The 26,052-nt window shown below is 39.4% G+C and carries 26 protein-coding genes and 1 pseudogene; 15 read left to right on the top strand and 12 right to left on the bottom strand.

The genetic code is table 11. The features are described from left to right. From FTV17_RS13455 to rimI, 3 genes and pseudogenes are all read left to right on the top strand, one after another. A pseudogene (locus FTV17_RS13455) lies at positions 1–218 on the top strand (elongation factor Tu); the annotation flags it as partial. A 205-nt stretch (positions 219–423) separates the two neighbouring features. Continuing rightward, the gene (locus tag FTV17_RS13450) at positions 424–1,305 is read left to right on the top strand and encodes a metal-dependent hydrolase (RefSeq protein WP_035267371.1); all 882 of its coding nucleotides are present in this window, start codon (positions 424–426) and stop codon (positions 1,303–1,305) included. 104 nt (positions 1,306–1,409) lie between these two features. Next, the gene (gene rimI / locus FTV17_RS13445) at positions 1,410–1,868 is read left to right on the top strand and encodes a ribosomal protein S18-alanine N-acetyltransferase (RefSeq protein ID WP_092768276.1); all 459 of its coding nucleotides are present in this window, start codon (positions 1,410–1,412) and stop codon (positions 1,866–1,868) included. Positions 1,869–1,882: 14 nt separating this feature from the next. On the opposite strand, the gene FTV17_RS13440 is transcribed toward rimI, so the two are convergent. From FTV17_RS13440 to trxB, 3 genes are all read right to left on the bottom strand, one after another. Then, the gene (locus FTV17_RS13440) at positions 1,883–2,698 is read right to left on the bottom strand and encodes an arginyltransferase (protein WP_180000284.1); all 816 of its coding nucleotides are present in this window, start codon (positions 2,696–2,698) and stop codon (positions 1,883–1,885) included. A gap of 17 nt (positions 2,699–2,715) precedes the next feature. After that, complete coding sequence (aat, locus tag FTV17_RS13435) at positions 2,716–3,447, bottom strand: leucyl/phenylalanyl-tRNA--protein transferase (RefSeq protein ID WP_180000291.1); 732 nt, start codon at positions 3,445–3,447, stop codon at positions 2,716–2,718. Between the two features lie 115 nt (positions 3,448–3,562). After that, positions 3,563–4,510, bottom strand: coding sequence for a thioredoxin-disulfide reductase (gene trxB, locus FTV17_RS13430; protein ID WP_180000282.1), 948 nt, complete (start codon positions 4,508–4,510; stop codon positions 3,563–3,565). 261 nt (positions 4,511–4,771) lie between these two features. Between trxB and FTV17_RS13425 the strand changes: the two genes are divergently transcribed. Further along, a complete protein-coding gene (locus FTV17_RS13425) occupies positions 4,772–7,924 on the top strand; it encodes a DNA translocase FtsK 4TM domain-containing protein (protein ID WP_180000280.1) in 3,153 nt (1,050 codons plus the stop codon). A 59-nt stretch (positions 7,925–7,983) separates the two neighbouring features. Here FTV17_RS13425 and FTV17_RS13420 read toward each other — a convergent pair whose 3' ends face one another. From FTV17_RS13420 to FTV17_RS13395, 6 genes are all read right to left on the bottom strand, one after another. Continuing rightward, positions 7,984–8,271: a PA4642 family protein gene (locus FTV17_RS13420; RefSeq protein ID WP_180000271.1), complete on the bottom strand. Its 288-nt coding sequence runs from the start codon at positions 8,269–8,271 to the stop codon at positions 7,984–7,986. Positions 8,272–8,460: 189 nt separating this feature from the next. Beyond that, entirely contained in the window at positions 8,461–8,733 is a 273-nt protein-coding gene (gene minE, locus FTV17_RS13415) for a cell division topological specificity factor MinE (RefSeq protein ID WP_035267388.1), read from the bottom strand. A 2-nt stretch (positions 8,734–8,735) separates the two neighbouring features. Beyond that, entirely contained in the window at positions 8,736–9,548 is an 813-nt protein-coding gene (gene minD, locus FTV17_RS13410) for a septum site-determining protein MinD (RefSeq protein ID WP_180000269.1), read from the bottom strand. A gap of 61 nt (positions 9,549–9,609) precedes the next feature. Beyond that, positions 9,610–10,323 carry a septum site-determining protein MinC gene (minC, locus tag FTV17_RS13405; RefSeq protein ID WP_180000266.1) on the bottom strand — a complete coding sequence of 238 codons (714 nt, stop codon included), beginning with the start codon at positions 10,321–10,323 and terminating at the stop codon, positions 9,610–9,612. 116 nt (positions 10,324–10,439) lie between these two features. Next, the gene (locus tag FTV17_RS13400) at positions 10,440–11,477 is read right to left on the bottom strand and encodes a preprotein translocase subunit SecA (protein ID WP_373687211.1); all 1,038 of its coding nucleotides are present in this window, start codon (positions 11,475–11,477) and stop codon (positions 10,440–10,442) included. A gap of 35 nt (positions 11,478–11,512) precedes the next feature. Beyond that, positions 11,513–12,442, bottom strand: a complete 930-nt coding sequence (locus FTV17_RS13395) for an acyltransferase (protein ID WP_180000261.1) — start codon at positions 12,440–12,442, stop codon at positions 11,513–11,515. 244 nt (positions 12,443–12,686) lie between these two features. Here FTV17_RS13395 and FTV17_RS13390 point away from each other — a divergent pair, with 244 nt between their 5' ends. The 8 genes from FTV17_RS13390 (at position 12,687) to FTV17_RS13355 (ending at position 21,077) form a co-directional block, all read left to right on the top strand. Then, complete coding sequence (locus tag FTV17_RS13390; protein ID WP_092768184.1) at positions 12,687–13,340, top strand: OmpA family protein; 654 nt, start codon at positions 12,687–12,689, stop codon at positions 13,338–13,340. 139 nt (positions 13,341–13,479) lie between these two features. Further along, positions 13,480–15,519, top strand: a complete 2,040-nt coding sequence (locus FTV17_RS13385) for a UvrD-helicase domain-containing protein (protein WP_035267404.1) — start codon at positions 13,480–13,482, stop codon at positions 15,517–15,519. Positions 15,520–15,543: 24 nt separating this feature from the next. Then, on the top strand, positions 15,544–15,996 hold the full coding sequence (gene dut / locus FTV17_RS13380; RefSeq protein WP_180000257.1) for a dUTP diphosphatase: 453 nt from the start codon (positions 15,544–15,546) through the stop codon (positions 15,994–15,996). Between the two features lie 195 nt (positions 15,997–16,191). Continuing rightward, positions 16,192–17,616 (top strand): phosphomannomutase/phosphoglucomutase, encoded by a 1,425-nt coding sequence (locus tag FTV17_RS13375; protein WP_180000255.1) that lies wholly within the window; start codon positions 16,192–16,194, stop codon positions 17,614–17,616. Between the two features lie 22 nt (positions 17,617–17,638). After that, positions 17,639–18,544 carry an acetylglutamate kinase gene (gene argB, locus FTV17_RS13370; RefSeq protein ID WP_035267425.1) on the top strand — a complete coding sequence of 302 codons (906 nt, stop codon included), beginning with the start codon at positions 17,639–17,641 and terminating at the stop codon, positions 18,542–18,544. Positions 18,545–18,716: 172 nt separating this feature from the next. After that, the gene (locus FTV17_RS13365; RefSeq protein WP_180000254.1) at positions 18,717–19,565 is read left to right on the top strand and encodes a class II glutamine amidotransferase; all 849 of its coding nucleotides are present in this window, start codon (positions 18,717–18,719) and stop codon (positions 19,563–19,565) included. A gap of 109 nt (positions 19,566–19,674) precedes the next feature. After that, the gene (locus FTV17_RS13360) at positions 19,675–20,757 is read left to right on the top strand and encodes a hypothetical protein (protein WP_180000252.1); all 1,083 of its coding nucleotides are present in this window, start codon (positions 19,675–19,677) and stop codon (positions 20,755–20,757) included. Continuing rightward, entirely contained in the window at positions 20,754–21,077 is a 324-nt protein-coding gene (locus tag FTV17_RS13355; RefSeq protein ID WP_092768198.1) for an RnfH family protein, read from the top strand. The genes FTV17_RS13360 and FTV17_RS13355 overlap by 4 nt, the downstream gene beginning before the upstream one ends. Positions 21,078–21,122: 45 nt before the next feature. Here FTV17_RS13355 and FTV17_RS13350 read toward each other — a convergent pair whose 3' ends face one another. After that, on the bottom strand, positions 21,123–21,521 hold the full coding sequence (locus FTV17_RS13350; protein WP_092768200.1) for an outer membrane protein assembly factor BamE: 399 nt from the start codon (positions 21,519–21,521) through the stop codon (positions 21,123–21,125). 112 nt (positions 21,522–21,633) lie between these two features. Here FTV17_RS13350 and fur point away from each other — a divergent pair, with 112 nt between their 5' ends. Beyond that, positions 21,634–22,071: a ferric iron uptake transcriptional regulator gene (fur, locus tag FTV17_RS13345; RefSeq protein WP_035267453.1), complete on the top strand. Its 438-nt coding sequence runs from the start codon at positions 21,634–21,636 to the stop codon at positions 22,069–22,071. 55 nt (positions 22,072–22,126) lie between these two features. Here fur and FTV17_RS13340 read toward each other — a convergent pair whose 3' ends face one another. Both FTV17_RS13340 and FTV17_RS13335 read right to left on the bottom strand, forming a co-directional pair. Further along, positions 22,127–23,251, bottom strand: a complete 1,125-nt coding sequence (locus tag FTV17_RS13340) for a PilT/PilU family type 4a pilus ATPase (protein WP_180000250.1) — start codon at positions 23,249–23,251, stop codon at positions 22,127–22,129. A gap of 34 nt (positions 23,252–23,285) precedes the next feature. Further along, on the bottom strand, positions 23,286–24,323 hold the full coding sequence (locus FTV17_RS13335) for a type IV pilus twitching motility protein PilT (RefSeq protein WP_092768204.1): 1,038 nt from the start codon (positions 24,321–24,323) through the stop codon (positions 23,286–23,288). A 122-nt stretch (positions 24,324–24,445) separates the two neighbouring features. Here FTV17_RS13335 and FTV17_RS13330 point away from each other — a divergent pair, with 122 nt between their 5' ends. Together FTV17_RS13330 and FTV17_RS13325 are read left to right on the top strand one after the other, a co-directional pair. Beyond that, positions 24,446–25,132 (top strand): YggS family pyridoxal phosphate-dependent enzyme, encoded by a 687-nt coding sequence (locus tag FTV17_RS13330; protein ID WP_180000248.1) that lies wholly within the window; start codon positions 24,446–24,448, stop codon positions 25,130–25,132. 116 nt (positions 25,133–25,248) lie between these two features. Further along, the gene (locus FTV17_RS13325; protein ID WP_180000246.1) at positions 25,249–26,046 is read left to right on the top strand and encodes a thioesterase family protein; all 798 of its coding nucleotides are present in this window, start codon (positions 25,249–25,251) and stop codon (positions 26,044–26,046) included. The last annotated feature ends 6 nt before the right edge of the window (positions 26,047–26,052 follow it).

Below are 26,052 nucleotides of genomic sequence, written 5' to 3'. Positions count from 1 at the left end.
TCCTTAACGGTTACCGTCCACAGTTCTACTTCCGTACAACTGACGTAACTGGCGCGATTCAATTAAAAGAAGGCGTTGAAATGGTTATGCCTGGTGACAACGTAGAAATGTCAGTAGAATTAATCCATCCAATCGCAATGGACCCAGGTCTACGTTTTGCGATCCGTGAAGGTGGTCGTACAGTTGGTGCTGGTGTTGTTGCTAAAGTAACTGCATAAGTATTGATTGTGTGAAAGAAACGCCCCATTGGGGCGTTTTTTATGTAATCTATAAATTGTTAGACAATAAGAATTGTAAGCTGTCCTTAACTGATAATGATGTGACCTATAAGGCATTTATCATAAAAATAATAAATCACTAAGATGAAGTAATGAAAACAATCATAAAACTAGATTTGGATAGATCCCGAATAGGAGTCCAGCAATGAATGCTAAAGTAAATATTACAAATCGTGCCGGTGCATCATTTCCAGTACGTCGTATGCAATTTGATTTTGATCACGTACCAGAATATTGGATGAATGGTTCAGCTGGATTAACTCATTTCATGACAGCGTTATCTGCATTATTTCCTGCAGGTGAAAAATTCTTTATCGATTCGGTGCGTGCAGTTCGCCAACATCCAGCCATTAAAGATAATGAAGATCTCCAAAAAGAGATTTCAGCATTTATTGGTCAGGAAGCAATGCATACACATGAGCATGCTGGCTTTAATGCATCAGCACAAAAATTTGGTCATGATGTTGCTGCACTTGAAAAAGCCACAGATACGGTCATTCAAACTTTTCGTAAGTCAGCTAGCACCGTTATGAAACCATTTGGTATTTCACAAGAAATGATCGATCTGATGGGAACGACTGCGCTAGAACATTTTACAGCAACCATTGCGTCAGAATTATTGCGTAACGAACATATTCAAGCATTAATGACTGATGAAACAATGGCGACAATGTGGGCTTGGCATGCCATTGAAGAAAATGAGCATAAGGCTGTCGCATATGATGTATTTGAAGGTGTGTTCGGTAAAGGAATCAAATCTTATCTTGCTCGAACATCTTCTTTAGTAGCAGCAATGGTTGTTCTATTCATGGTGCAGACTTATTTTGTAGCGCGTTTATTGAAAGACGATAAACAGTTAAATATTGCATCTTTGAAAGATATTTATACCTATGGATATAGTCCATCTAAGGGCATTATTTCTGGTATGGGTAAGGAAATGTTGGCTTATTTTAAACCAGGCTTCCATCCGAATGATTTGGATACCGTGGGTTTATTGGCGACATGGAAAGCAAAACTTGGTTTTTAAGTATTTACTTTTGTGCATTCGGGCAGCGTAAGCTGCCTTTTTTTATTTCATTTATTTTCGAACTTTCTATAATGTACTGACTTAAAAAATGCAATGTAATGATTATGATTCGACCGATGCTGACATCAGATGTTGAGGTGGTATATGAAATTGAAAGTTTGGGGCAGACGCATCCTTGGACAAAAAAACAATTTTCAGAAGCGGTTGATTCATATCAATCTACAGTGATTGAATACCAGAATCGTGTTGTTGGTTTTTGTATTTTACAGCCTGTATTGGATGAAGCGAATTTGCTATTGATGGCAGTTCATCCGAAAATGCGCGGAAAAGGGATGGGATATCAATTGCTTGAAGCTTCAATGGCTCAACTCAATAATGATCCTGTACAAATCTTTTTAGAGGTCCGAGAAAGTAATAAGGCTGCGATTGCACTATATGAGAAATCCGGATTTCATCAAATTGATATGCGTAAAAACTATTATCCAACATTAGATGGTGGAAAAGAGCATGCCATCATTATGGTAAAGGCATGCAGTGATAATTTTGCAGATTTATTCAAGTGACAAAATTCAATACCTTACTTTATAATAAAGTTATTCCATTCAGAGGGAAGTGTCGTCATCAGCATATGACCTAATTGATCGATTTCTTCGTTGCTGAGCATTTTATTCACACGTCGCCATTGACCATCCAGTAATAATTCAAAAGGTGCATATTGGGACTTATAGTTCATCTTGAATGAATGGGGTACCCAATATCCTAAATATACAAAATCTTGATTGTGCTGCTTTACATATTCAATTTGCTTAAGGACTGCAAAAACGCCTAAAGAGCGTTTGGATTCATCTGGATCAAAAAATGTATAGACGGCGGATACTCCATCATCTAATACATCGCAGGTTGAGACACTAATGAGTCGATTATCTTTCCAAAGTTCTATAAAGAAACTATTGCTACAACTGTGAATCAAAAACTTCTCGAATTGATCATAGCTAGGGGGGAACATATCCCCATCTGAATGACGCTCATTGATATAACGTTCATAGAGTTGATAGTGTAAATCAGTAGCATCTTGAGTTTGGGTTATTCTAACTTCTAAGTCTTGATTACGTTTCCAAGCTTTCTTTTGTTGACTGTTCATTTTAAAAACATCAACAGGTACACGACATGAGAGGCATTGTCGACACAAATGACATTCAGGTCGATAGACAAAATCTCCGCTTCTTCGAAATCCTACACGAGACAATTCTGATAAAGTTACAACGTCGATTTTATGAACAGGATCTAAAAAGACCATCCGTGCTGATTTCTCGGGAAGATAACTGCAGTCATGCGGTGGTGTAATGTAATACTGCAATTCATTTAATAGGGACTGGGGGTGATAAGAATTCATGTTGTCCCTCCTATTTCTCAATCCATGAGTCGTTGATCAAATGCTATTGTTTTACTTGAAAATACACCGTCTTTATACTTTTGCCAATCAATCTGAGGCTGTTTTATCACATCTTGTAACGAATTAAGGTAGTCTTGGCGAGAAATTGTGCAAGCACCTAAGCTTATAAGATGATCATTCACCAATTGACAGTCAACCCAAGGTACCTGATTTTCAAGGCTGATCAACATGAGGGTATAAAAAGCCATTTTTGAAACATCAGTCTCTCGACTAAACATGGATTCACCAAAAATACCCTGACCTATCGAGACACCATACAGCCCGCCGACAATCGAATTTTCTCTGCGTACTTCGACACTATATGCATAGCCTGACTCAAATAATGAACAGTAACCCTGAATGATATCTTCATTAATCCATGTTTCATTGGCATAACTTCGTGGTAATGAGCAGGAACGTATCACATGTTCAAAATCATGGTTAATGGTAATCGTATAATCATGTTTTTTCATGTTACGAATGAGTGATTTACTTGGATGGTATGACGAAGGGTAGATAATGCAGCGAGGTTCTGGACTCCACCAGCAGATCGGCTCACCTTCGGAAAACCAAGGAAATAAACCATGTGTATAAGCTTCAAATAATGTAGAAGGGGAGAGGTCAGCACCTATACAGATTAGTCCTTGACCTTCGGGATCGGATTCAATTGGATTAGGGAAAATAAATTCAGAAGGAGGGAGCATAGGGATTAAGTTCTAAAAATAATAATGAAAAACCGAAGATAAAAACGTTTAAAATGATTATGCCAAGTTGAAAGAATAAAAAAACCACCCGAAGGTGGTTTTTTGGGTTTTTAAATAAATATTAGTTGTCTAAATATTTCTCAGCGTCCAAAGCAGCCATACAACCTGAACCTGCTGATGTAATTGCTTGGCGGTAGATATTGTCTGCAACATCACCTGCAGCAAATACGCCTTCGACAGAAGTCGCAGTTGCATTACCACGTGTACCACTTTGAACTTGGATATAACCATCACGTAGATCAAGCTGACCTTCAAACATTGCAGTATTAGGTTTGTGACCTATAGCGACGAACAATCCAGTCACTTCAACGTTTTGAGTTGTAGTATCAGTTGTAGATTTCAAACGAACACTAGTAACGCCATCTTGAGGGTTACCAAGTACTTCTTCAACTTCATGGTTCCAGATGATGCTGATTTTGCCTTCTTTCTCTTTTGCAAAAAGATGATCTTGAAGGATTTTTTCAGAACGTAATTTATCGCGACGATGTACAAGTGTTACATGTGAAGCAATGTTTGATAAATAAAGCGCTTCTTCAACCGCAGTGTTACCACCACCGACAACCATGACTTTTTGATTTTTATAGAAGAAACCATCACAAGTTGCACACGCACTCACACCTTGACCCATATAAGCAGCTTCGGATTCTAATCCTAAGTATTGAGCCGTAGCGCCTGTTGCAATGATCAAAGCATCACACGTGTATTCTTCCATATCACCTTTTAAAACGAATGGACGTACATTTAAGTCAACTTCGTTAATGTGATCGTAAACCAATTCAGTACCAAAACGTTCTGCGTGAGCTTGCATACGCTCCATTAAAGCAGGACCTGTTAAGCCTTCAGGATCACCTGGCCAGTTATCAACTTCTGTAGTTGTGGTGAGCTGACCACCCAATTGCATACCAGCGATCAAAGTTGGTTTTAAATTTGCTCGTGCAGCATATACAGCTGCGCTATAACCTGCAGGACCAGAACCTAAAATAATCAATCTTGAGTGACGAGCGCTCATGTATAAGCATCCTTTTAATTTGATATATCGACTTACTGAAAATTATACGTGAAACTTCACTACAGTTGTGTGGAATGAATGTGGATTATATTGATCAACTAAATCGAATTGAGCTATATAGTTAAAAGTGTTAACAAGGAAACCTTAGAAAGCTGCACCTTTTTTTAATGAACAGGTGCATAATAGTAAGTTTTCTATAATGAAGAAATTGTTCCATTTCAACATTAGAACATTAATGAATAATCGTTTACAGGACAGTATATGACTGCGGTGTCGAGTGTATATGCACAGCGCTTAGTTTTAACATTCTTCTTAATATCATTTGGTATTTATCTGTTTTTAGCAACAGTGACTTATACGCCATTTGATCCGGGTTGGATGCATATTTCGAGTGATACTCAACAAGTTTCAAATGCAAGTGGTGTCGCAGGTGCTTGGATTGCAGATCTCTTATTTGGATTTCTGGGCTGGGCAAGTTTACTGATTCCAATTTATTTATTCATTGAAGCGATTCAAGTGTGGTGGCCAAGAAGTTTTTTGAGTCGTCCATTTCGTTTTGCTGCTCAATTTTTCATTTTACTTACCGTCGCGAGTTTGTTTTATTTACTTTGGTCAGTGCCTGCAGATACGCTTGCTAATGCTTCAGGTGGAATCATTGGTTACGAATTGGGTGAGAGTTTAAAACAGCTTTTGACGATTTATGGCGCCGTTTTTTTTCTGATCGTACTTAGTATCGTTCTAATCACACTGGCTTTTGGTATTCAGTGGAACAAGACATGGTCTACTCTGAAGGCGACACCCGCTTATTTGCAAGATTTGTTCTATAAAAATGTACCTGAGACTGAATCAGCTTATGATTTGACGACTCAGCCAAAAGCGAAAAAAGAAATTGAACCTAATCTAAAAGGTTCAGCTCAAGTCCCTCATCAAGCTGAGCTCAATAATGTCGATCATTTAGAAGAGAAAGATCAATTACAAGCGCGTCATGAACGTACTGCTGAAAAACTATTTGAAGATATGCGTTTCCAAGAGTCTCAACAAAATCATCGTTTTGATGAAGATGATGAGGCAGAGCTCGAGCGTACCATCGCGAAAGCGCATGAGTTAGAGCGTGAGAGTCAACGTATTGTTCCAACGGGTGAAGTTTGGAAAGCCTTGCATAGCGATGAAGATCATAAAAGAGAAATTGATGAGCTTTTGCGCGCAGCAGAGGAGGATCAGGTTGATCAACGTACTTCAGAAATTAATGATTTAAGTAAAAACGTTCGAGTAGAGCAGCGCTCAATTGTTCAAGATACTGCTTTGGACTGGAATGATGATCAAATCTTTGATGAATTGCTTGAAGTTGTTCCACAAGGACTGCATGCCAAAGATATTCATACTCCTTTTCATCATCAAACAAATCCTTCAGGTCAATCTGCTGATGATCAAAATACAGCATCCCTAATCCAAAATACCTCAGCTATTGGTGCAAGTGCTCTATACGCAAGTCAATCGAGCGCAGCTGCGGAAGCGATCACTAAAGCAGATTTGTTAGCTTCTGAGCTTGATGGTCTTGCATCACTTGCGGATGAAGCAGAAGCTTTGTCTAATCCAGAGGTCAAGCGTCCAAATTTGGTGACGCCAAATATTAAATTTATGACTTCACCTAAGTCAGATACAGTCGCGGAATATGAATCAGAGCAAGACACTATTGCCCCATCACCACAAAACATTGTTGAGCAAGAGGGATCATCAATTCCTGTTACTAAAGTGAGTGATGAGGAAAAACAACGTATATCTTCAGATAAAGATGCTTTTAGAGAAGCTTGGCAAGAAACGGTAGGTAAGCCTGAAGTTGAAGAGGATGAGTTTGATTTCGATGCGCCATTAACAGATGCTGCTGGTCGTCCAATGTCTCGTGCAATGCAAGTTGCGGAGCGCCGTAAAGATTTATCACCACTTCCTGGTTTAGATTTACTTGATGAAGTAGACCCAAACAAAAAAGTAAACTTCACTGCAGAACAATTATCAAGATTATCAGAACTGTTAGAAATTAAATTACAAGAATTTAATGTCAAAGCGAAAGTGATTGAAGCTCAACCGGGTCCAGTCGTGACCAGATTTGAACTAGATCTTGCGCCTGGTGTGAAAGCTTCAAAAGTAACGAATATTTCTCGTGACTTAGCACGATCAATGTCGATGGCATCAGTACGTGTGGTTGAGGTAATCCCTGGAAAACCTTACATTGGAATTGAAGTTCCGAATAGCACACGTGAGATGGTGCGCCTGATTGAATTGGTACAAATTCCAAAATTTAAGGATCCAGATGGAATCCTATCCATGGCAATGGGTAAAGATATTTCTGGTAACCCAGTCATTACTGAGTTGGGCAAAGCACCCCATATGTTGGTTGCGGGTACCACAGGTTCAGGTAAATCTGTTGCTGTAAACTCGATGATTCTATCGATGCTTTTAAAATATACGCCAGATCAATTGCGCCTTATTTTGATTGATCCTAAACAACTTGAATTAGCGAACTATAACGATATTCCGCATTTACTCACGCCTGTTGTGACTGACATGAAAGATGCAGTCAGTGCTTTAAATTGGTGTGTGAATGAGATGGAGCGTCGTTATAAGCTAATGTCGTTCTTAAAAATACGTAAATTGAGTGACTATAACCGTAAAGTTGAAGAAGCAATTGCCAATGGTGAAGATCTATTTGATCCAACTTGGAAAGCCAGTGAGTCAGTTGCTGGAGAACGTGCACCTAGACTTACACCATTGCCTTCGATTGTGATTGTTGCAGATGAATTCGCAGATATGATCATGCAGGTGGGTAAGAAAGCGGAAGAGATGATCACTCGTTTAGCTCAAAAATCACGTGCTGCAGGCATTCATTTATTACTTGCGACACAGCGTCCATCCGTCGATGTAATCACGGGCTTAATTAAGGCGAATATACCGACGCGTGTTGCGCTACGTGTAAACTCTAAAATTGACTCGCGTACGATTTTGGATGCGGGTGGTGCAGAAGATTTGCTTGGACATGGTGATATGTTGTTCTTAGGACCAGGTAAAATTGAGCCTGAGCGTGTACATGGTGCATTTATTGCCGATGATGAGGTGAACCGTATTTGTGATGCATGGCGTGAGCGTGGTGCACCAAACTATGTGGATGAAATTCTCACCCCATTTGATGAAGAGCCAGCATCACGTGGCTTTGAGGATGGTGATGGTGCTTCAGACCGTGACGCACTTTATGATCAATGTGTTGCCTTTGTTTTAGAAACCCGCAAAGCATCCACTTCATCTTTACAGCGTAAGTTTAGTCTTGGTTATAATCGTGCCGCACGTATTATTGATCAAATGGAAGAAAACGGTATCGTGAGTGCTATGGGAGCTAACGGTAAACGTGAAATCTTAATATAAGATTTGAAGAGAATCTGTTAATAAAAAAGCCTGCTCAAGCAGGCTTTTTTATCCGTTTTTTAGGCAAATTTTGCTAAAACAGCAAGGAATTCTGCACTTTGGCGTGGGAATTCTGCGATCACATCATGAATACGTTTGCCTTCAGGATTTTGAGCATTAAGATCACGACCATCTGCTACAAATTTAGTGAGTAAACGCTCATAGTCATTAGCACGCATATGTTTAAAAGCATGATAGAGAACATGAAAATCAGCGTTTACACCTTCAGGAGGTAACTGATTTAAATAGGCAAAAACACGCTCGTCTGACCATTCTTCATTGAACGTGGCTGGCTGTGATAATGCCATCACAATCTCCTTGGTATTTTTTAATCAATAAAAAAGGGCAAAATATGAGACTAGATGAGCAAAGCAATGCTTTGCCTAGTCGCAAGACTTGAAGCTCTGCTTCAAGTGGGCGGAATATAGCTAAAAGCCTATTTCTGCCACTCTCATATTTTGCCCTGATTCAATTTGCTTGACTAATCAAAAATCAGATTAACGTTCTTCAGGCAAATTGATATTCATTTCTAGCATTTCAATGTTTGCTTCTGAGCGAACCGACATTTGAATATGTTGTTCATCTACACCACGCACGTAACGATTCACAACTTGCATGATTTCTTTTTTCATTAAATCAATTTTATCTTGGCTCAAACGTTTACCGAGGCCATTTTCAGATGCCACGATAACTTTTAAGCGATCTTTAGCCGTTTGTGCACTTGATGGTTTGTCATCACTACTAAAAAGTTTACTCCAAAATCCTGCCATCTTTATGCTCCAAATAAACGTGCTAACCAGCCTTTCGGCTTCACAGTGATGTGACGATATGGACGTTCTTCACCAAGGAAGCGTGCAACAAGATCGTCATAAGCTTGTCCAGCTGCTTCTTCAGTATAAAGAATAACAGGTTTACCTTCATTCGAAGCTTGTAACACGCTTTTACATTCAGGAATTACACCGAGCGTTGGCACGCGAAGGATATCTTTAGAAATATCATCGACTGTTAACATTTCTTGCTTGTCAGCACGTTCAGGGTTGAAGCGTGTGATACAAAGATGCTTACGAATACGACCTTCGTTGTTTTCTACTTTCTTCGTTTTACTGTCTAACATACCAATAATACGATCGGAATCTCGGACAGATGAAATTTCTGGGTTCGTTACAATGATTGCTTCATCAGCATGGTACATTGCTAGAATCGCACCACGTTCAATACCTGCAGGAGAGTCACAAATGATGTAGTCGAACTCTTGAGAAAGTTCGTCCATTACACGTGCAACACCTTCATCGGTCAACGCATCTTTATCACGAGTTTGTGATGCAGGTAAAATATATAGATTTTCGATTTCTTTATCGCGAATAAGTGCTTGTTGTAATCTCGCTTCGTTATTTAATACATTCACAAAATCATAAACAACACGACGTTCACAACCCATGATAAGGTCGAGGTTACGTAAACCTACGTCAAAATCGATTACAACAGTTTTGTGGCCACGAAGGGCTAAACCTGTTGCAAAAGATGCACTGGTAGTTGTTTTACCTACGCCACCTTTACCTGATGTTACGACAACAATTTTCGCCACCGAATCCACTCCTGTTATGTTTATCCCCAATACTATAGGGGTTCTCATGTTTAGTTATACATTAAAATTCGAGTGCTTCAAAGACAAGCTCTTGAGCATCATTTAAATAGATATGTACTGACTTTTTTAGCATATGTGGTGGAATATCATCTGCAACACAATATGTTCCTGCGATAGATACCAATTCAGCCTCTAAAACATGACAGAAAATTCGTGCTGCTGTATTGCCACCTGCGCCGGCGATGACTCTACCACGAGCAGAACCATAAATATGTATATTTCCTGAAGCGATGATTTCAGAGCCACTATTAATTCCAGCAGTTAAAATAATATCGCCGTGATCTTGTACCAGACATTGTCCTGTTCTAAGCACTTCATCGTGATATGAAGTTTTATGTGTGGTTGCAGGAGCTATGTGTGTTGGAGCCTTCTCAGCTTCAGGGGTATTTGCTGGGGCTTCTACCACTTGTTCTTTTGTTGCTTTGATGCGCTGCAAAGGACGATCAGCCGCAAGAACTGGGAATTGGATCGCACGTGCTTCATCACCCATTAAACCATCAACGACAGCCATTGGCTGTAACCCTAAACTGATGACCAATTGAATGAGTCCAATGAGTTCTTGTTCAACGGTTGTGTCTAGAATGACAAGCGCACCTTCATAAGAGGTTTCACTCATCATGGCACTTAATTGTTGGCGGATAACATTATGATCATTGGTGTCAAAGGTAATTCGGGTAAAATTCACCATTCTACCGGTAATCCGAATATCTGCCATATTCATTCCTTGCTTGCTTCGCGCTTTATAATCGAAGTAAAAATTGTTAATTGTGCAAATGCTAGTTCAATTCTCAAGAATTCTCTAGCGGATATATTAAATTAATAGAGAAATGATCATTCCTTGACTTGATTGTTTTTTGATAACTCTATTTGCCATTGTTTTACTGCCACCTGTTTTCTTAAAGACTCAAGACTTTCATAAACGACAGATTCAACGAGTTGTTCTAATGCATGATTATCAATATTGAGTTGGCTGATTTTTTCAGCAATGAGTTGATAATGCGCATTCGGTTTATCAATGGTTCCAGAAATAAAAGGTTCAACTAAACCGTCGGTAATATTTTCACCTAATCGTTGACCAATGTTGTGGATTTGCTGTTCTATACGACCACCCACCAATGGAATCAGTTTTAAAAGCTGTGTTAGCTCTGGTGTGTCTTCAATTGCTTTAATGACAATGTGACCAACGCCTTGTGAGATATTATCTTTTTGAAGTTTTAATTCGGTTGCTAAAGATTCTTGTAAGACTTGCGCCAATGTCGTGGCAAACATGTCTCGATGGTGATTCACCAGATCATGAATGATTTTTTTATGGGTCGAGCTAGTGTCTAACTCTTTTTTTACACTATCAATGACAGTAATCACCACACGATCAGAGAGCTCTTCCATGATCACGTTATAGTAAAAATTAAGACGTCTGAACCATTTATTAGGTATGACTTTATAGCCTAGCTCATGCAGTCTATAGGCAATCACTCCGACGCGAATTAAACGTAAAAAGCGAAGGTAAGGGATAATGGCTAATATTTCATACCAATGAATGAAGGGAAAGAAAAACCAACGCTGATGATGTTTATTGACGATTGCAATCAGCCATCTTACAGCGAGTTCAACAATTAAAAATGTGATAAACCAACTTTCGGTAATGATGACCCATGGGTGAAGTTCGGATTTATAAAACTCCAGAATTTGAGGTAATTGAACCGTGTCAAATACCCATGTGCCAAAATTACTCATTAAAAATGCATTGGCACATAGACAAAACAAATTGACTAAAATAATGAGCATCATAAAGATGTCATAAATTAGGAACATCTTCCAAAATAACGTGTCATGACGCTGTGGACGGAAAGTTTTTCGAGAATTAGTCATGCGTTCTGTCATATGCAATACATTCTGAGGACAGCTTAATTTACAGATTCAGCTTGAAGCTGTTGTTTTAACTGTGTAATTAACTGATCTTTTTCTGTCCAAAGCTCATCAACCCATTTTTGGAAACGAGCGCGATAGTCGGCATCATCCTCATAATTGCCGCCATGAACCCAAGCAGGAATTTCAATTTTTCTTAAATTCACGGCAATTTGAGAAACTTCTCCTAACCAAAAATCTCCATAACCTGGCACACCATCTGGATAGACAATGGTCATATCGACTAGTGCATCAATTTCACTTCCTAGAATATTTAGGGCAAGTGCTAGACCACCCGCTTTAGGCTTGAGTAAATTTTTATACGGAGATTTTTGTTGAGCATGTTTTTCGGGCGTATAGCGCGTACCTTCTAAATAATTTAATAAGGTAAAAGGTTGGCTGAGCAGTTGTTCACACGATTTACGCGCTTCTTCCATATCACGATATTTCAGGGCAGGATTTTTTTCGATTTGCGCTTTGGTATGACGTTTCATCATAGGAAAACCAAGGATCTTGAATGCTTGCCCAACAAAAGGAATAAAAATGAGTTCCCATTTCGTAAAAAAACGTGTGAGCGGCATACGTTTAAGACCAAAATATTGAGTAACAGTTGTATCCACCCAGCTTTGGTGATTACAGGTCATGATGTAACGACCTTGTAGATTGAGATCTAGATCTTCATCAATCGTGATGTGCCATTTAAGCTCAGGGAGAACTTTTTCAATGAGCCAGTTATTCGTACCAATCCAACCATTGGCGATATTGATATTGGTTTCATCGATTTTTGATGATTTTTTTACGAGTTTAGTCAAACCTAATGCAAGAATAGGTGGGCCACGAAAAAATGTACTTCCTGTGATCACAGAACCTACGGTTAAACCCTTAGAAATTTTTTTTAAAATAGGTTGTTTCTGCTTCTCTGCTGCCATTGCACAGTCCTAAAAAGTGATTGCATGTGATTGAAATTTTTAAAACACTATAAATCGAGTCGCTCAAATCACAAAGCCCGTTTTCTTAACTATGTATAAAATATGATGAAGCATTAACGAAAGATGCTACAAAAGATTACATATTGTTAATAAACTGTTTATTATTAACAAAATAGTAATGGTTAAATTGTTTCTAACAAATCATTATTCATCACATACAAAAACATATAAAAGGAGTCATCCCATGCGTGCATTAGCTATTTCAGCTGCAGTGGTTGGGGCAATGGTACTTTCTGGTTGTCAAACAACTGGTAACAATATTGGTGGCGTCGAGTATGACAAAACTGCATTGGGTGCTTTAATTGGTGCAGCAGCTGGTTACGGTGTTTCTAAAGGTAATGCGAACACTAGCCGTCAAAATAACCGTGCAGCAGCGATTGGTGCTGTATTAGGTGGTGCTGCAGGTGTATATCTCGACAATAAAGAGAAAAAATTACGCCAAGCAACTGCTGGTACAGGTATTGATGTAAACCGTAATCCAGATGGCTCTATTAACTTAGTAATGCCAGGTGCTATTACGTTTGATACAAATAAATCAAATATCAAGCCAAACTTCTATGACACTTTAAACCGTGTTGCACAAGTTTTAACTGAAGACAACAAGAGCGGTATCCTTGTAACTGGTTATACTGATAGTTCAGGTAATGATGCGATTAACATCCCATTGTCACAAGCACGTGCTCAATCTGTTGCTAGCTATTTAGCATCTAAGGGTGTTTCTACAGCACGTATTAATGCTCAAGGTTTAGGTTCTTCAAATCCAATTGCTGATAACACAACTGCAGCAGGTAAAGAACAAAACCGTCGTGTAGAGATTGCAGTTTACGCAGTTCAATAATACATGATCAAAAAAGAGCCACCTTCGGGTGGTTTTTTTATGTCTGAAATTTATACAAATATACCTTCATTAAATTTAACGTTAGTCATATTCGAAGCAGATGACTATAATCGAGCGCTGAAGGAAAAGAGGAAAGAATATGTCATCAGCCAGTCATTTGAACGACAAGCAACTTGAAGCCATGAAATACACTCAAGGACCCTTGTTAGTACTTGCTGGGGCAGGCTCAGGTAAAACCTCTGTAATCACGCAGAAAATTGCATATTTAGTCAAAAAATGCGGTATACCAGCACATCGTATTACTGCGATGACATTTACCAACAAAGCTGCACGAGAGATGAAAGAGCGTGTAGGTAAATTGCTTGGTAAAGAGGATGGAAAGGGTTTATCTGTTTCTACCTTTCACACTTTTGGTTTGAATTTATTAAGACTAGAATTAAAACATACGCCACTTAAAGCAAACTTTTCCATTTTAGATGCTGATGACTGTAAGCGTATTTTAATGGATTTAATGCACCGAGATAATTTGTCTGGTGCAGAAAGTAAAGAGCTGATCGCAAAAGCGATGAAGATGATCTCAGATTGGAAAAACGATCTAATTTTGCCTGAGCAAGCACATACGACTTGTGAAACGGCTGAAGATGTTCAATTTGCACATCTCTATCAACTTTATGAGCGTAATTTACGTGCCTATAATGCGGTCGATTTTGACGATTTAATCGTAATGCCGACACGCCTTCTTCAAGAAAATGCTGAAGTCCGTGATAAATGGCAAAACCGTGTACGTTATTTATTGGTTGATGAATATCAAGATACCAATACCGCCCAATATATCTTGGTCAAACTACTTGTCGGTGTCATGGGACAATTTACGGCAGTAGGGGATGATGACCAATCAATTTATGCTTGGCGGGGGGCAAAGCCAGAAAATATGGCATTATTGAAGGAAGATTTCCCCAATTTAAAAGTCATTAAGCTTGAGCAAAACTATCGTTCAACTAGTCGAATTTTAAAAGCTGCAAACCATGTGATTGAGAATAACCCACACATTTTTGATAAAAAATTGTGGAGTGATAAAGGACATGGTGAGGTGATCCGTATTATTACTTGTCGTAATGATGATGATGAAGCGGAACGTGTTGTTAAAGATTTGCTGACTCATAAATTGATGAATGGTAAAAATTGGAAAGATTACGCCGTGTTATACCGTGGAAATTTCCAAGCACGTGTTCTAGAAACACAACTTCGTCAGATGCAGATTCCCTACAAACTTTCTGGTGGTCAATCGTTCTTTGGACGTGCTGAAATCAAGGATATTATGAGCTATCTACGTCTCATTATTAATCCTGAAGATGACAGTGCTTTCTTACGCATTATCAACACGCCTAAACGTGCCATAGGACCTGTGACTTTAGAAAAACTAGGTTTATTTGCGCAAGAGAATAATCTTTCTCTACTAGGTGCTGCGAATGATCAGCGTCTAAGCATGGTATTACCGAAGAAGGCGACATCTCAATTGGCTGAGTTTGCTGATTTTATCGAAGGTTTTACGCGTGAACTGTTAGATGATGATGAACCTGTACCTAAAGTCCGCCAAATGATGGTTGAGGCAGGATATATCGACTACATCAAAGAAACGGCAGCGACACCAGCACAAGAAAAAACTAAAATTGACAATATTGAAGTGCTTTATAGCAGTATTCAAAGTTTGATCAATCGTGCTGAAGATGTCGATGAAAAAAATATCGAAAGTGTCATTCGTAAGATGGTGTTGCTGGATATGTTGGAGCAACAGCAAGAAGATGAAGATATCGATAAAGTAAACTTACTGACATTGCATGCTTCTAAAGGCTTGGAATTCCCATTTGTTTATATTATGGGGCTTGAGGAAGAGTTGCTTCCGCACAAGAATTCAATTGTGGCTGACACCATCGAAGAAGAACGTCGACTGATGTACGTTGGTATTACCCGTGCCAAACAAGGTCTGACTTTGACGCTTGCAGAACAGCGTAAAAATGGCGGTCAGATGAAACAAATGACACCAAGTCGCTTCTTGGATGAATTGCCACAAGATGAAGTCGATTGGCTAGGTCGAAAAAAGAAATTGGCTGAAAATATCGATCCAAAATTACAGGCACAGCATTATCTGCAAAATCTGAAAGCTTTACTCAAACGTTAATTACATTTTAAAACAGGATTGAATATGAAAGTTCAAGTGAAAGTACTCGACCAACGACTCGGTCAAGAATGGCCATTACCTACTTATGCAACAACAGGATCGGCAGGTTTAGATTTACGTGCATGTGTAGATGAAGCGATCACTATTGAGCCTGGTCAGACTGTTTTAGTTAAAACAGGTATGGCAATTTATATCGAAGACCCAAGTTATGCGGGTTTGATTTTGCCTCGTTCTGGCTTAGGTCATAAACACGGGATTGTATTAGGAAATCTCGTCGGTCTAATTGATTCAGATTATCAAGGTGAATTAATGGTTTCAGTTTGGAACCGCAGTCAAAATGCATTTACATTAGAGCCGGGTGAGCGATTAGCTCAATACGTATTGGTTCCTGTTTTACAAGCTGAATTTGACTTAGTTGACGAATTCAAGGCCAGTGAGCGAGGAGATGGTGGATTTGGACACACTGGAAAACAATAGTATTTTCAATAAAAGCCTGTAAAATCAGGCTTTTATTTATATGTTGCAAAATATTAACAAAGATTATATAAATTGAAATTGGTACACGTTATATAAAGAATAACGATATTTTTTAATACTCAATATATTCAAAATTTATTTGGATCAACTCTCAGCACGCTGTTCTGACTCAGCAGTCAACGGTGTTAATTAAGAATGAATACCCAACCACTTATTTTTCCAAGACAAATTTTCCGTGCTTATGATATTCGCGGAAAAGTCAGTCAATTGGATACAAGAACAATTTATGCGATTGCGCATGGGCTCGCTGCTCAGTATCAATCACGTGGTCAGAAAAGTATCGTGCTAGGTTACGATGCTCGATTGACTGGACCTACTTTTGCTTGGATTATTGAATCAGTCTTCAAAAAACAAGGGATGAATGTCGAGAACATTGGATGTTGTTCAACCCCACAAATGTATTTTGCTGCTCGACATAAAAATGGCAATGGCATCATGGTGACCGCCAGCCATAATCCTAAACATGATAATGGGATTAAATGGATTATTGAATACGAACCGCCTTGTCCAGACATGATTCAAAATGTCGGGGAATATGCGGAAGGTTTCTATTTTCAACATGATCACTTTCCAACGCCACCTCAACTGACACATCAGATTAAATCAGAGTATTGCTTGACTTATCAGCATGCTTTGCTCAAGGATATTCAATTAAAGCGTCCACTCAAGGTTGTATTAGATGGTATGCATGGTGCCGCTGGGCGTTGTGCTGATTTAGTACTACAAAAAATGGGATGCGAAGTCATTTCAATACGTTGTTGTGAAAATGGAGAGTTTCCAGATCATCCTCCCGACCCTTCACAAGCGAAGCATTTGACGCAGCTAAAAGAAAAAATTTTGTTGCATCAGGCAGATTTAGGGATTGCTCTCGATGGCGATGGTGATCGTGCCGTCATTTTGGACGAAAATGCTCACATTGTGTCTGCTGATCGCTTGTTAGCATTATTCGCATCATTGTGTTTAACTCAGCATCCACATCATGAAATTGTTTATGACGTAAAATGTTCAACGATGGTGTCAAAAACCATTGAACAATTACAAGGCATCGCAAAAATGATTCGTACTGGCAGCAGTTTCATGCGCCGTTATATTTCCCAATCCAAAGGTCGAGCTGTTTTTGGGGGAGAATATGCGGGTCATTATGTCTTTAATGATGGTCGTGGTTTTGGTTACGATGATGGTATCTATGCAGCATTACGGGTCATGGAGGCATTGAGTCAACTTAATATCACGCTATCTGAATATCTCGCTCAATTCCCAGATCGCTTTGGTACTGAAGATACCTATATTGAAACTCAAGATGCAAATCCGCAAGACGTCCTAGCCTTGATAGAGCAGAATTGTAAAAGTACTGGGGCTAAAATGAGTAAAATCGATGGCATTCGCCTTGATTTTGACTACGGATTTGGCATTATGCGAGCATCAAATACTGGTGAATACTTCACGGTGCGGTTTGATGCAGATAGCCCATCGAAACTTTATGAAATTCGCCAGCATTTTGTAAAAATTTTAAATGAAAAATATCCTGTGCTTGCTCAAAGTATTTTGAATGCACACTAATGTAGGAATGAAGGAGAGGCGAATGCCACACCAACAAACTGGCATCGACAAAGCTCAAATTTTGACAGAAGCTTTGCCATACATCCAAAGATTTACAGGTAAAACACTTGTAGTGAAATATGGCGGCAATGCAATGACTGATCCTGCATTAGAAAGTTCGTTTGCCCGTGATATCGTGCTATTGAAAACAGTTGGTCTTAATCCGATTGTGGTTCATGGCGGTGGTCCTCAAGTCGATTCATTTTTGAAACAACTGGGGCGTGAATCAGACCGTATTGATGGAATGCGTGTAACTGATCCTGCAACCATGGAAGTTGTAGAAATGGTGTTGGGCGGAAGTGTAAATAAGTCTATTGTGAATTTGATCAATCAACATGGTGGTCGCGCAATTGGTTTAACAGGTAAAGATGGTAATTTAATTCGTGCTCAAAAGTTGTTGATGGAAAAAACTCAAGAGGATGGATCTGTTCAACAAATTGATCTTGGGTTAGTGGGTGAAGTGGTAGGTGTAAAAACTGACGTTCTGGAAATGTTCACTCAAAGTGATTTCATTCCAGTGATTGCGCCACTCGGTGTTGATGAGGAAGGTAATACTTACAATATCAATGCAGATTTAGTTGCTGGTAAAGTTGCTGAAGCTTTGGGTGCAGAAAAGTTAATTCTTCTTACGAATATCAGTGGTGTATTGGATGAGAATAAAAACCTACTCACTGGACTAACAACACAAGAAGTTGATCGCTTGATCGATACAGGTGTGATCTACGGCGGTATGATTCCGAAAGTGGGGTGTGCGCTTGATGCGGTGAAAGGTGGTGTAGTGAGCGCGCATATTGTGGATGGGCGTGTTCCACATGCGACTTTGTTGGAAATTTTTACTGATCACGGTGTTGGAACACTGATTACCAATCGTTCTAAGTCGGCGCACTAATTCATAATCACATAATAAAAAGTCACTTCGGTGGCTTTTTTTGTTTGATAAGAATAATCGTTTTATGTCCCATATATCCCGTATAAAACATATTCAATTGCCATATTCATATTTGCAACATCTATAAGGCTGATGCACAATAAAACTGATAACTAAAGCAAAATGAAAGATTATGTGCCAACTACTTGGAATGAATTGTGCCACCCCTACGGATATTACGTTTTCTTTTCGTGGTTTTTCTCAGCGCGCTGGAATAACGTCAGATCACTCAGATGGTTTTGGCATCGCTTTCTTTGAGGATAAGGCATGTCGCTTATTTGTTGATAACCAATCTGCAGTCGAGTCTCCAATTGCAGAATTCGTTCGTAATTATCCGATTAAATCGCGTAATGTTATTGCCCATATTCGTAAAGCAACACAGGGAAAAATTACTTTAGAAAATTCTCATCCGTTTATTCGTGAATTGTGGGGGAGACAATGGATTTTCGCGCATAATGGTGATCTGCATGATTTTCATCCAATGTTGTCGGGACAGTTCACACCAGTAGGTAATACGGATAGTGAGCTTGCATTTTGCTATTTATTAGAACATCTCGTACAAAAGTTTGGTTATGTAGAGCCAAGTGTCCAAGACGTATTTCATGCATTAGAAGAAATTTCACCAACAATAGCAGAGCATGGGACATTCAATTTTTGTTTATCAAATGGACAGGCTTTGTATAGTTATGCGACCACAAAATTACACTGGATTGTTCGCGAATATCCATTTCAACCTGCACGATTAATTGATATCGATGTTGAGGTCGATTTTAGTCAGGTCACGACACCTGAAGATCGTGTGGCTGTGATCACGACAGAACCATTAACAGATAATGAAGCTTGGTTTGCATATACGCCCGGCGAAATGATTTTATTTCAGGATGGTAAGCCAACACTACGTACCATAACTCACGTTGAGCGATTGGTCAGAGAAGCCCGTGACCCAAGCTTGAAGCGTGTTACTCGCGCGGATCAGTATTAAAAATTTAATGTGAAGTGTCTAAGATCTACACTTACTTTTTTAACGCCAGACTTTGATTTTAATGATTGAGCTAGGCAAAATAGCGTAAAACTTTTTAATGGAATACCTCATGCAGGACACCGCTATGTCACGATGGTTATCGCCGCTGATGGCATTTTGTTTATCATTTATCATTATTGTGGGTCTAGCACCAAGCTTAGGCTTGCAAATTGATCGACAACTCGATTTTTGGTTACTTTGGTTTGCAACGATGTTGTTTTTAGCGTTGCCAATTATCTATTTGGAAATTGGATTGGCGAAACGAGCTCAAACATCAGCGTTGAACGCATTATCAAAATTGACCCGTGAAGCCGATGCGCACCAACGTTGGAGAGTGGTTGGTTGGCTTGCTGTTATTTTTATTCCATTCTTAGCGGGCGGTATATTACTTAATACTTCTAATGCTGTAGCACAACAAAATGATTTTGGTATTGGTTCAAATATTTTGATGGGTATCGCAGCATTCATTGCATTTGGTTTATCATTTCTTCAACGTTCTGTATTGGTTGTACTTACTGCGATTGCAACGATTGCAAGTTTAATCGCGGCTCAAGTTTTTGGTGTCCAAGTCAATGATTGGCAGCTGACTCCTGTTGAGTTTAAAGAGTGGGGCAATGCAACTATTCTCGCTTTAGTGGCTTCTGGTCTCGGGCTTGGATTGTATTGGCAGACAAATCTTAATCAAGAGAAACAAGATGCTGCAACGCCAAAAACTTTACCGATTTGGCTAGCGCAACTGGTGGCTGTGGCTGGATTTGGATATTTTGCAATTAGTGCTGCAATTCCAGCATATATCGTTTTAATCGCGACAATATTTGCAGTAGCTTTACTCCTGCAACTTGGTAAGGAACAACTCGCACATCGTGGATTAGCACAAGCGGTGCAATATATTTTATTGCTTGCACCACTTTTAATTTGGGTATTCCCTGCAGCCGATCTATTTTTAACTCCGATTTTAATGCTTTGGGGATTAAGCATTTGTTTAATCTATGCAATTTTCGTGGGTTGGATCATGAAAATTAGTCATTTACGTAAAGCGCTGAATTTTAGTAATGAAGCTTTTTATAATATCTGGCGTGTGGCTGTGCGTATTGTGACACCTTTAGCAATTGTGGTTGCAATGATTTCTTACTTAGGTCAATTGTTACCATGATCCAAAATGCAAAAGTTTGGGTTGCTTATGCTGCTGTAGACCAGCAGTTTCACATTGAACTTGAATTTGTGGAAGGCATGTCTGTTGCGGATGCTATTACACAAAGTGGTATCGCGTCGTGTACGCAGTTGCCAGACGAGTATGCTGTTGGAATTTTTGGGACGAAGGTACAAGATCAATCGCATGTTCTGCAAGCAGGTGATCGGGTGGAAATCTATCGGGCATTAACGATTAATCCAAAAGATATACGCCGTAAGCGAGCGGCAGCGAATCCAGTTGGGCGCTATTGTCGTGGCAATCGCTTTAAACAATTGAAATGATATGAAAAACCCCTCTTTGAGGGGTTTTCTTTTATGTCTAATTCTTTATAGTGGTGGCGCGTTCAAAATCGCATCTTTCGAACCTGGTAAACCAGGTTGAGTTTCTGGGATAGTTTCTAAACCTTCGATTTTATTCACGACGCCAGAACCATCGAAATATACTTTTAGATGCTGACCTTGAGTTGCAGGAATATTTGCTTTTTTAGCATATGTACCTGGGGTATAATTGTAGATGTAATCCCAACGTAAAGGATTCAAAGGATCTGAAATGGTTGGGCTACCAAGTAAAAAACGAACTTGTTGGTAAGTCATCCCGACTTGAATTTTTGAAGCTTGCGCTTGGGTTAATGGTGTTCCTTGAGGAATATCAACTTTGTATACACCAAAGACAGAACAACCACCCAGTAAAGAAGCGACGAATAACGTCAGCATGATTTTTTGCATTTTGCTACACTATCCCAAATTAATTATGATGCAATTGATCCAAGGATAGATCATACTGCATCTCAACTCTGTTGCATATTCCAACTTAAAATTTGTTGAGAGACCTTTTTATATGCCTATTTCAAATCAAGATTTACGCAAAGCTGGACTTAAAGTTACCCTTCCACGAATCAAGATTTTGGAATTATTAGAAAATTCAAGACAGCATCATTTGAGCGCGGAAGATATCTATAAGACCTTACTTGAGCAAGGCGAAGATGTCGGTCTAGCAACTGTATATCGTGTGTTAACTCAGTTTGAAGCTGCTGGTATTATCCAACGTCATCATTTCGAGAATAATCACTCTGTATTCGAAATCATGCAAGATGATCACCACGATCATATGGTCTGCCAGAACTGCAACAAAGTTGTTGAATTCCACAATGATTTGATTGAACAAGAACAACATAATGTTGCTGAACAACTTGGTTTTGTTTTAACAGGTCACTCTTTGAATTTATATGGTTATTGCGATGCGCCTGAATGCCAAGAGGCATACCGTAAAAAATAAATCTTGATTAAAGTAAAAAAGGAGCAATGATAGCTCCTTTTTTATTCACTATTGATTAATCATCTTGACCATCAAAAGTGAGGCGGGGGCCAGAATTCAACAGATAGTTTGGATCTTCTTCAGAGAGTTTGATTTGTAAGCGTAAATCGTTGGCAGAGTCAGCATGACGTAATGCTTCGTCATAAGTAATTTTCTCAGCTTTATATAAGTCAAATAGGGCTTGATCAAACGTCTGCATTCCAATTTCACGGGAACGCTTCATGACTTCCTTAATTTCATGAACTTCTCCTTTACGCACTAAGTCTGAAATCAGTGGAGAATTGATTAAGATTTCAATTGCAGGATGACGTGATTTTTTATCAGGAGTCGCAATTAACTGTTGTGCAATGATCGCCTTCAAATTCAGTGAGAGGTCCATAAACAGTTGGCTGTGACGATCCGTCTCAAAGAAATGAATAATACGATCTAAGGCTTGGTTGGCATTATTGGCATGTAAGGTCGCAAATACTAAATGACCTGTTTCAGCAAAACTAATCGCATAGTTCATGGTTTCACGAGAGCGGATCTCACCAATAAGAATAACATCAGGTGCTTGACGGAGTGTGTTTTTCAGTGCAATTTCAAAGGAGTCTGTATCAATGCCAACTTCACGTTGAGTAATAATACAGCCCTGATGTTGATGAATAAATTCGATTGGGTCTTCAATGGTAATGATATGACCTTTAGAATTTTGATTACGATGACCGATCATTGCTGCAAGCGAAGTTGATTTACCTGTACCAGTAGCACCTACAAATAAGATTATCCCGCGCTTAGTCATTGCCAGATCTTTAAGTACGGGCGGTAGTTTCAGCTCTTCAATACTTGGAATGACAGTTTCAATCCGACGTAAGACCATGCCAGGTTGATCACGTTGCTGAAAAGCACTCACACGAAAACGTGCAGTTTTATCGCGATTGGCAATAGCAAAATTACATTCGTGTGTTGCAGCAAATTCGATTCGTTGTCTTTCACTCATAATCGAGTGAATCAATTGACCTATGATTTCACCAGTGAGTTTTGTTTTAACTACAGGCACAATTTCACCATTAATTTTCATTGATGGTTCAATATCTGCACTGATAAATAAATCTGAAGCCTTGCGCGCAATCATCATGTCGAGCAGGTCATTAAAATCCATTTTGATTCCCCTAAATCAAATGACGTTCACTTTTTTATAAAAATGATTCTGGTTGTTTAGCCGCAGTACGTGCAACTTGCGGGGTAATAATGCCTTTCGCGACAAGATTTTTGAGACTTTGATCGAGAGTGGTCATGCCATAATTTGCACCGGTTTGTATTGCAGAATACATTTGTGCAACTTTGTTCTCACGGATGAGATTTCGAATCGCTGGAATTCCAATCATAATTTCGTGAGCAGCTACCCGACCGCCACCTGTTTTCTTCAAAAGTGTTTGAGAGATGACGGCTTGAAGCGATTCAGAAAGCATGGCACGAACCATGTCTTTCTCATCGGCAGGAAACACGTCGATAATACGGTCAATTGTTTTTGCGGCAGATGTGGTATGCAGTGTTCCAAACACCAAGTGACCAGTTTCCGCAGCAGTGAGTGCAAGTCGAATGGTTTCGAGGTCACGCATTTCACCGACGAGAATAATATCTGGATCTTCACGCAGTGCAGAGCGTAGCGCTTCATTAAAACCATGTGTGTCACGATGCACTTCTCGCTGGTTAATCAAACACTTTTTGGATTGGTGCACAAATTCAATCGGGTCTTCGACGGTTAAAATATGGTCATAACGGTTGTCGTTAATGTAATCCATCATCGCCGCAAGCGTAGTCGATTTACCTGAACCGGTTGGTCCTGTGACCAAAACAATTCCTCGTGGATAGGCACAAATGTCTTTAAAGATTTGCCCCATGCCCAAGTCTTCCATAGAAATCACTTGAGAAGGAATGGTACGGAATACCGCGCCAGCACCACGATTTTGGTTGAATGCGTTGACACGGAAGCGTGCTACACCGGGTACTTCAAATGAGAAATCGGTTTCTAATTTTTCTTCATAATCGCGACGTTGTTTATCATTCATGATGTCGTAGATTAAGCGATGTACTTCTTTGTGTTCTAAGGCTGGTAAGTTAATACGACGAACTTCACCATCAACACGAATCATCGGTGGCATTCCTGCAGAAAGGTGCAAGTCAGACGCCCCGTTTTTCACTGAAAATGCCAGTAATTCTGTAATATCCATAAATTCCCCGAACGCATTAAAATCGTAATTATTTTGATAGAATAATAAGGCTTTCCTACAGCTTAACCAACAGTTAGCGTGCAAGAAAGTAAAAAAAGATAAATTAACTGAGATAGCTATACATGATGAGTCTAGAGCAAGCGAGAAATAGTGTCATTCAACAAATTGAACAAGCCTGTGAAGTTGCTCAACGACAATCTAACGACGTTAAACTCCTTGCTGTTTCCAAAACGCATCCAGCGGATATTTTGAGAGAAATGTATCAGACTGGTCAACGAGCATTTGGTGAGAATTACCTGCAAGAAGCATTAGATAAAATCAAAGCGCTGAATGATTTAGATATCGAATGGCATTTTATTGGTCATGTACAACGCAATAAAACCAAACAGTTGGCTGAACAATTTGCATGGGTGCATGGGGTTGATCGCTTTATTATCGCAGAGCGACTCTCTAATCAACGCACAATCGAACAGGAGCCTATCAATATTTGTCTTCAAGTGAATATTGATGCTCAAGAAAGCAAAGATGGTTGTGCAGTTTCAGAGGTCAAAGATCTGGTTGCTCAAATGAGCATATTACCTCGACTTCGATTACGAGGATTAATGGTCATTCCAGCGCCTGGCAATGTAGATGCACTCTATGATGCCAAGACACTTTTTGATCAGATGAAAGAGCATCATGCACATCCTTCTGATTGGGATACCTTGAGTATGGGAATGTCGGGTGATTTACAAGATGCGATTAGCGCTGGATCGACTATGGTTCGCATAGGGACGGCCTTATTTGGGGCGCGAGATTACTCAAAATGATTGGATTCAGTCTGCACTGAACTTTCGGGTTCAGTGACTGTTATTGTAAATACAACTTTTTATGTATAAAAATAAACCAATATATTTCACATAATCATAAAACAGGGAAGAATTGGATGAGTTCGTATTATCAGCTTTTAGAACGAAAATTGTGTGATGATGGATCAGTACTGGCTAAGTATAAGTCGACTATACATGCTCAAGGTGCATGGAATGCGCACGAACAGCATATGGCGCCCGCAACAGGGATTATTTGTGCAGAGTTGGATCACTTTTCCGCTCGGTCTGACCTAAGGATTGGACGTATAAGTTTGGATATTTTGGGCCTGATACCCGCTGGGGAGTTTCAAATTGAAACTCGAATTATTCGACCTGGAAAAACCATTGAGTTGATCGAGTCGACCATGTCTGCACATGGTAAAAGCTGCATTCAGGCACGTACTTGGCGAATGATGATGAGTGATACTCAGGCAGTCGCAGGATTAGAAGATCAAAAAGTTGCTGATCCTGACGAGGGGATCTTATGGGAAGAAATTAGAAATTGGCCTGGAGGCTATATTCAATCACTTGAGGCACGCCGTCTAGATCGACGTGCAGGAAAGGGCGTTGTATGGTTAACCAATCCTTATGACATGGTTGAAGGACAAACACATTCAGACTTTGTGAAGTTGATGGGAATGGTCGATACAGCGAATGGAATTGTGACACGACAAGGTTGGCCGTTTAACTATACTTTTCCAAATTTAGATTTACAGATACATCTCTATCGTATGCCAATAGGTAAGTGGCTAGGTCTGGAAACAGTACAACAATATGGTGATGACGGTATCGGGTTAACTTCATCTATTCTTCATGATCTGAACGGACCTTTTGGACGAGCTGAGCAAATTTTAACTTTAAGAAAACTAGCTTAGATTAAA

The sequence above is a fragment of the Acinetobacter sp. YH12239 genome (assembly GCF_013417635.1).
Classification (GTDB): Bacteria; Pseudomonadota; Gammaproteobacteria; order Pseudomonadales; family Moraxellaceae; genus Acinetobacter.
The sequence above is the reverse complement of the archived record's forward strand: the minus strand, read 5'-3'. Positions and strand labels throughout refer to the sequence as shown.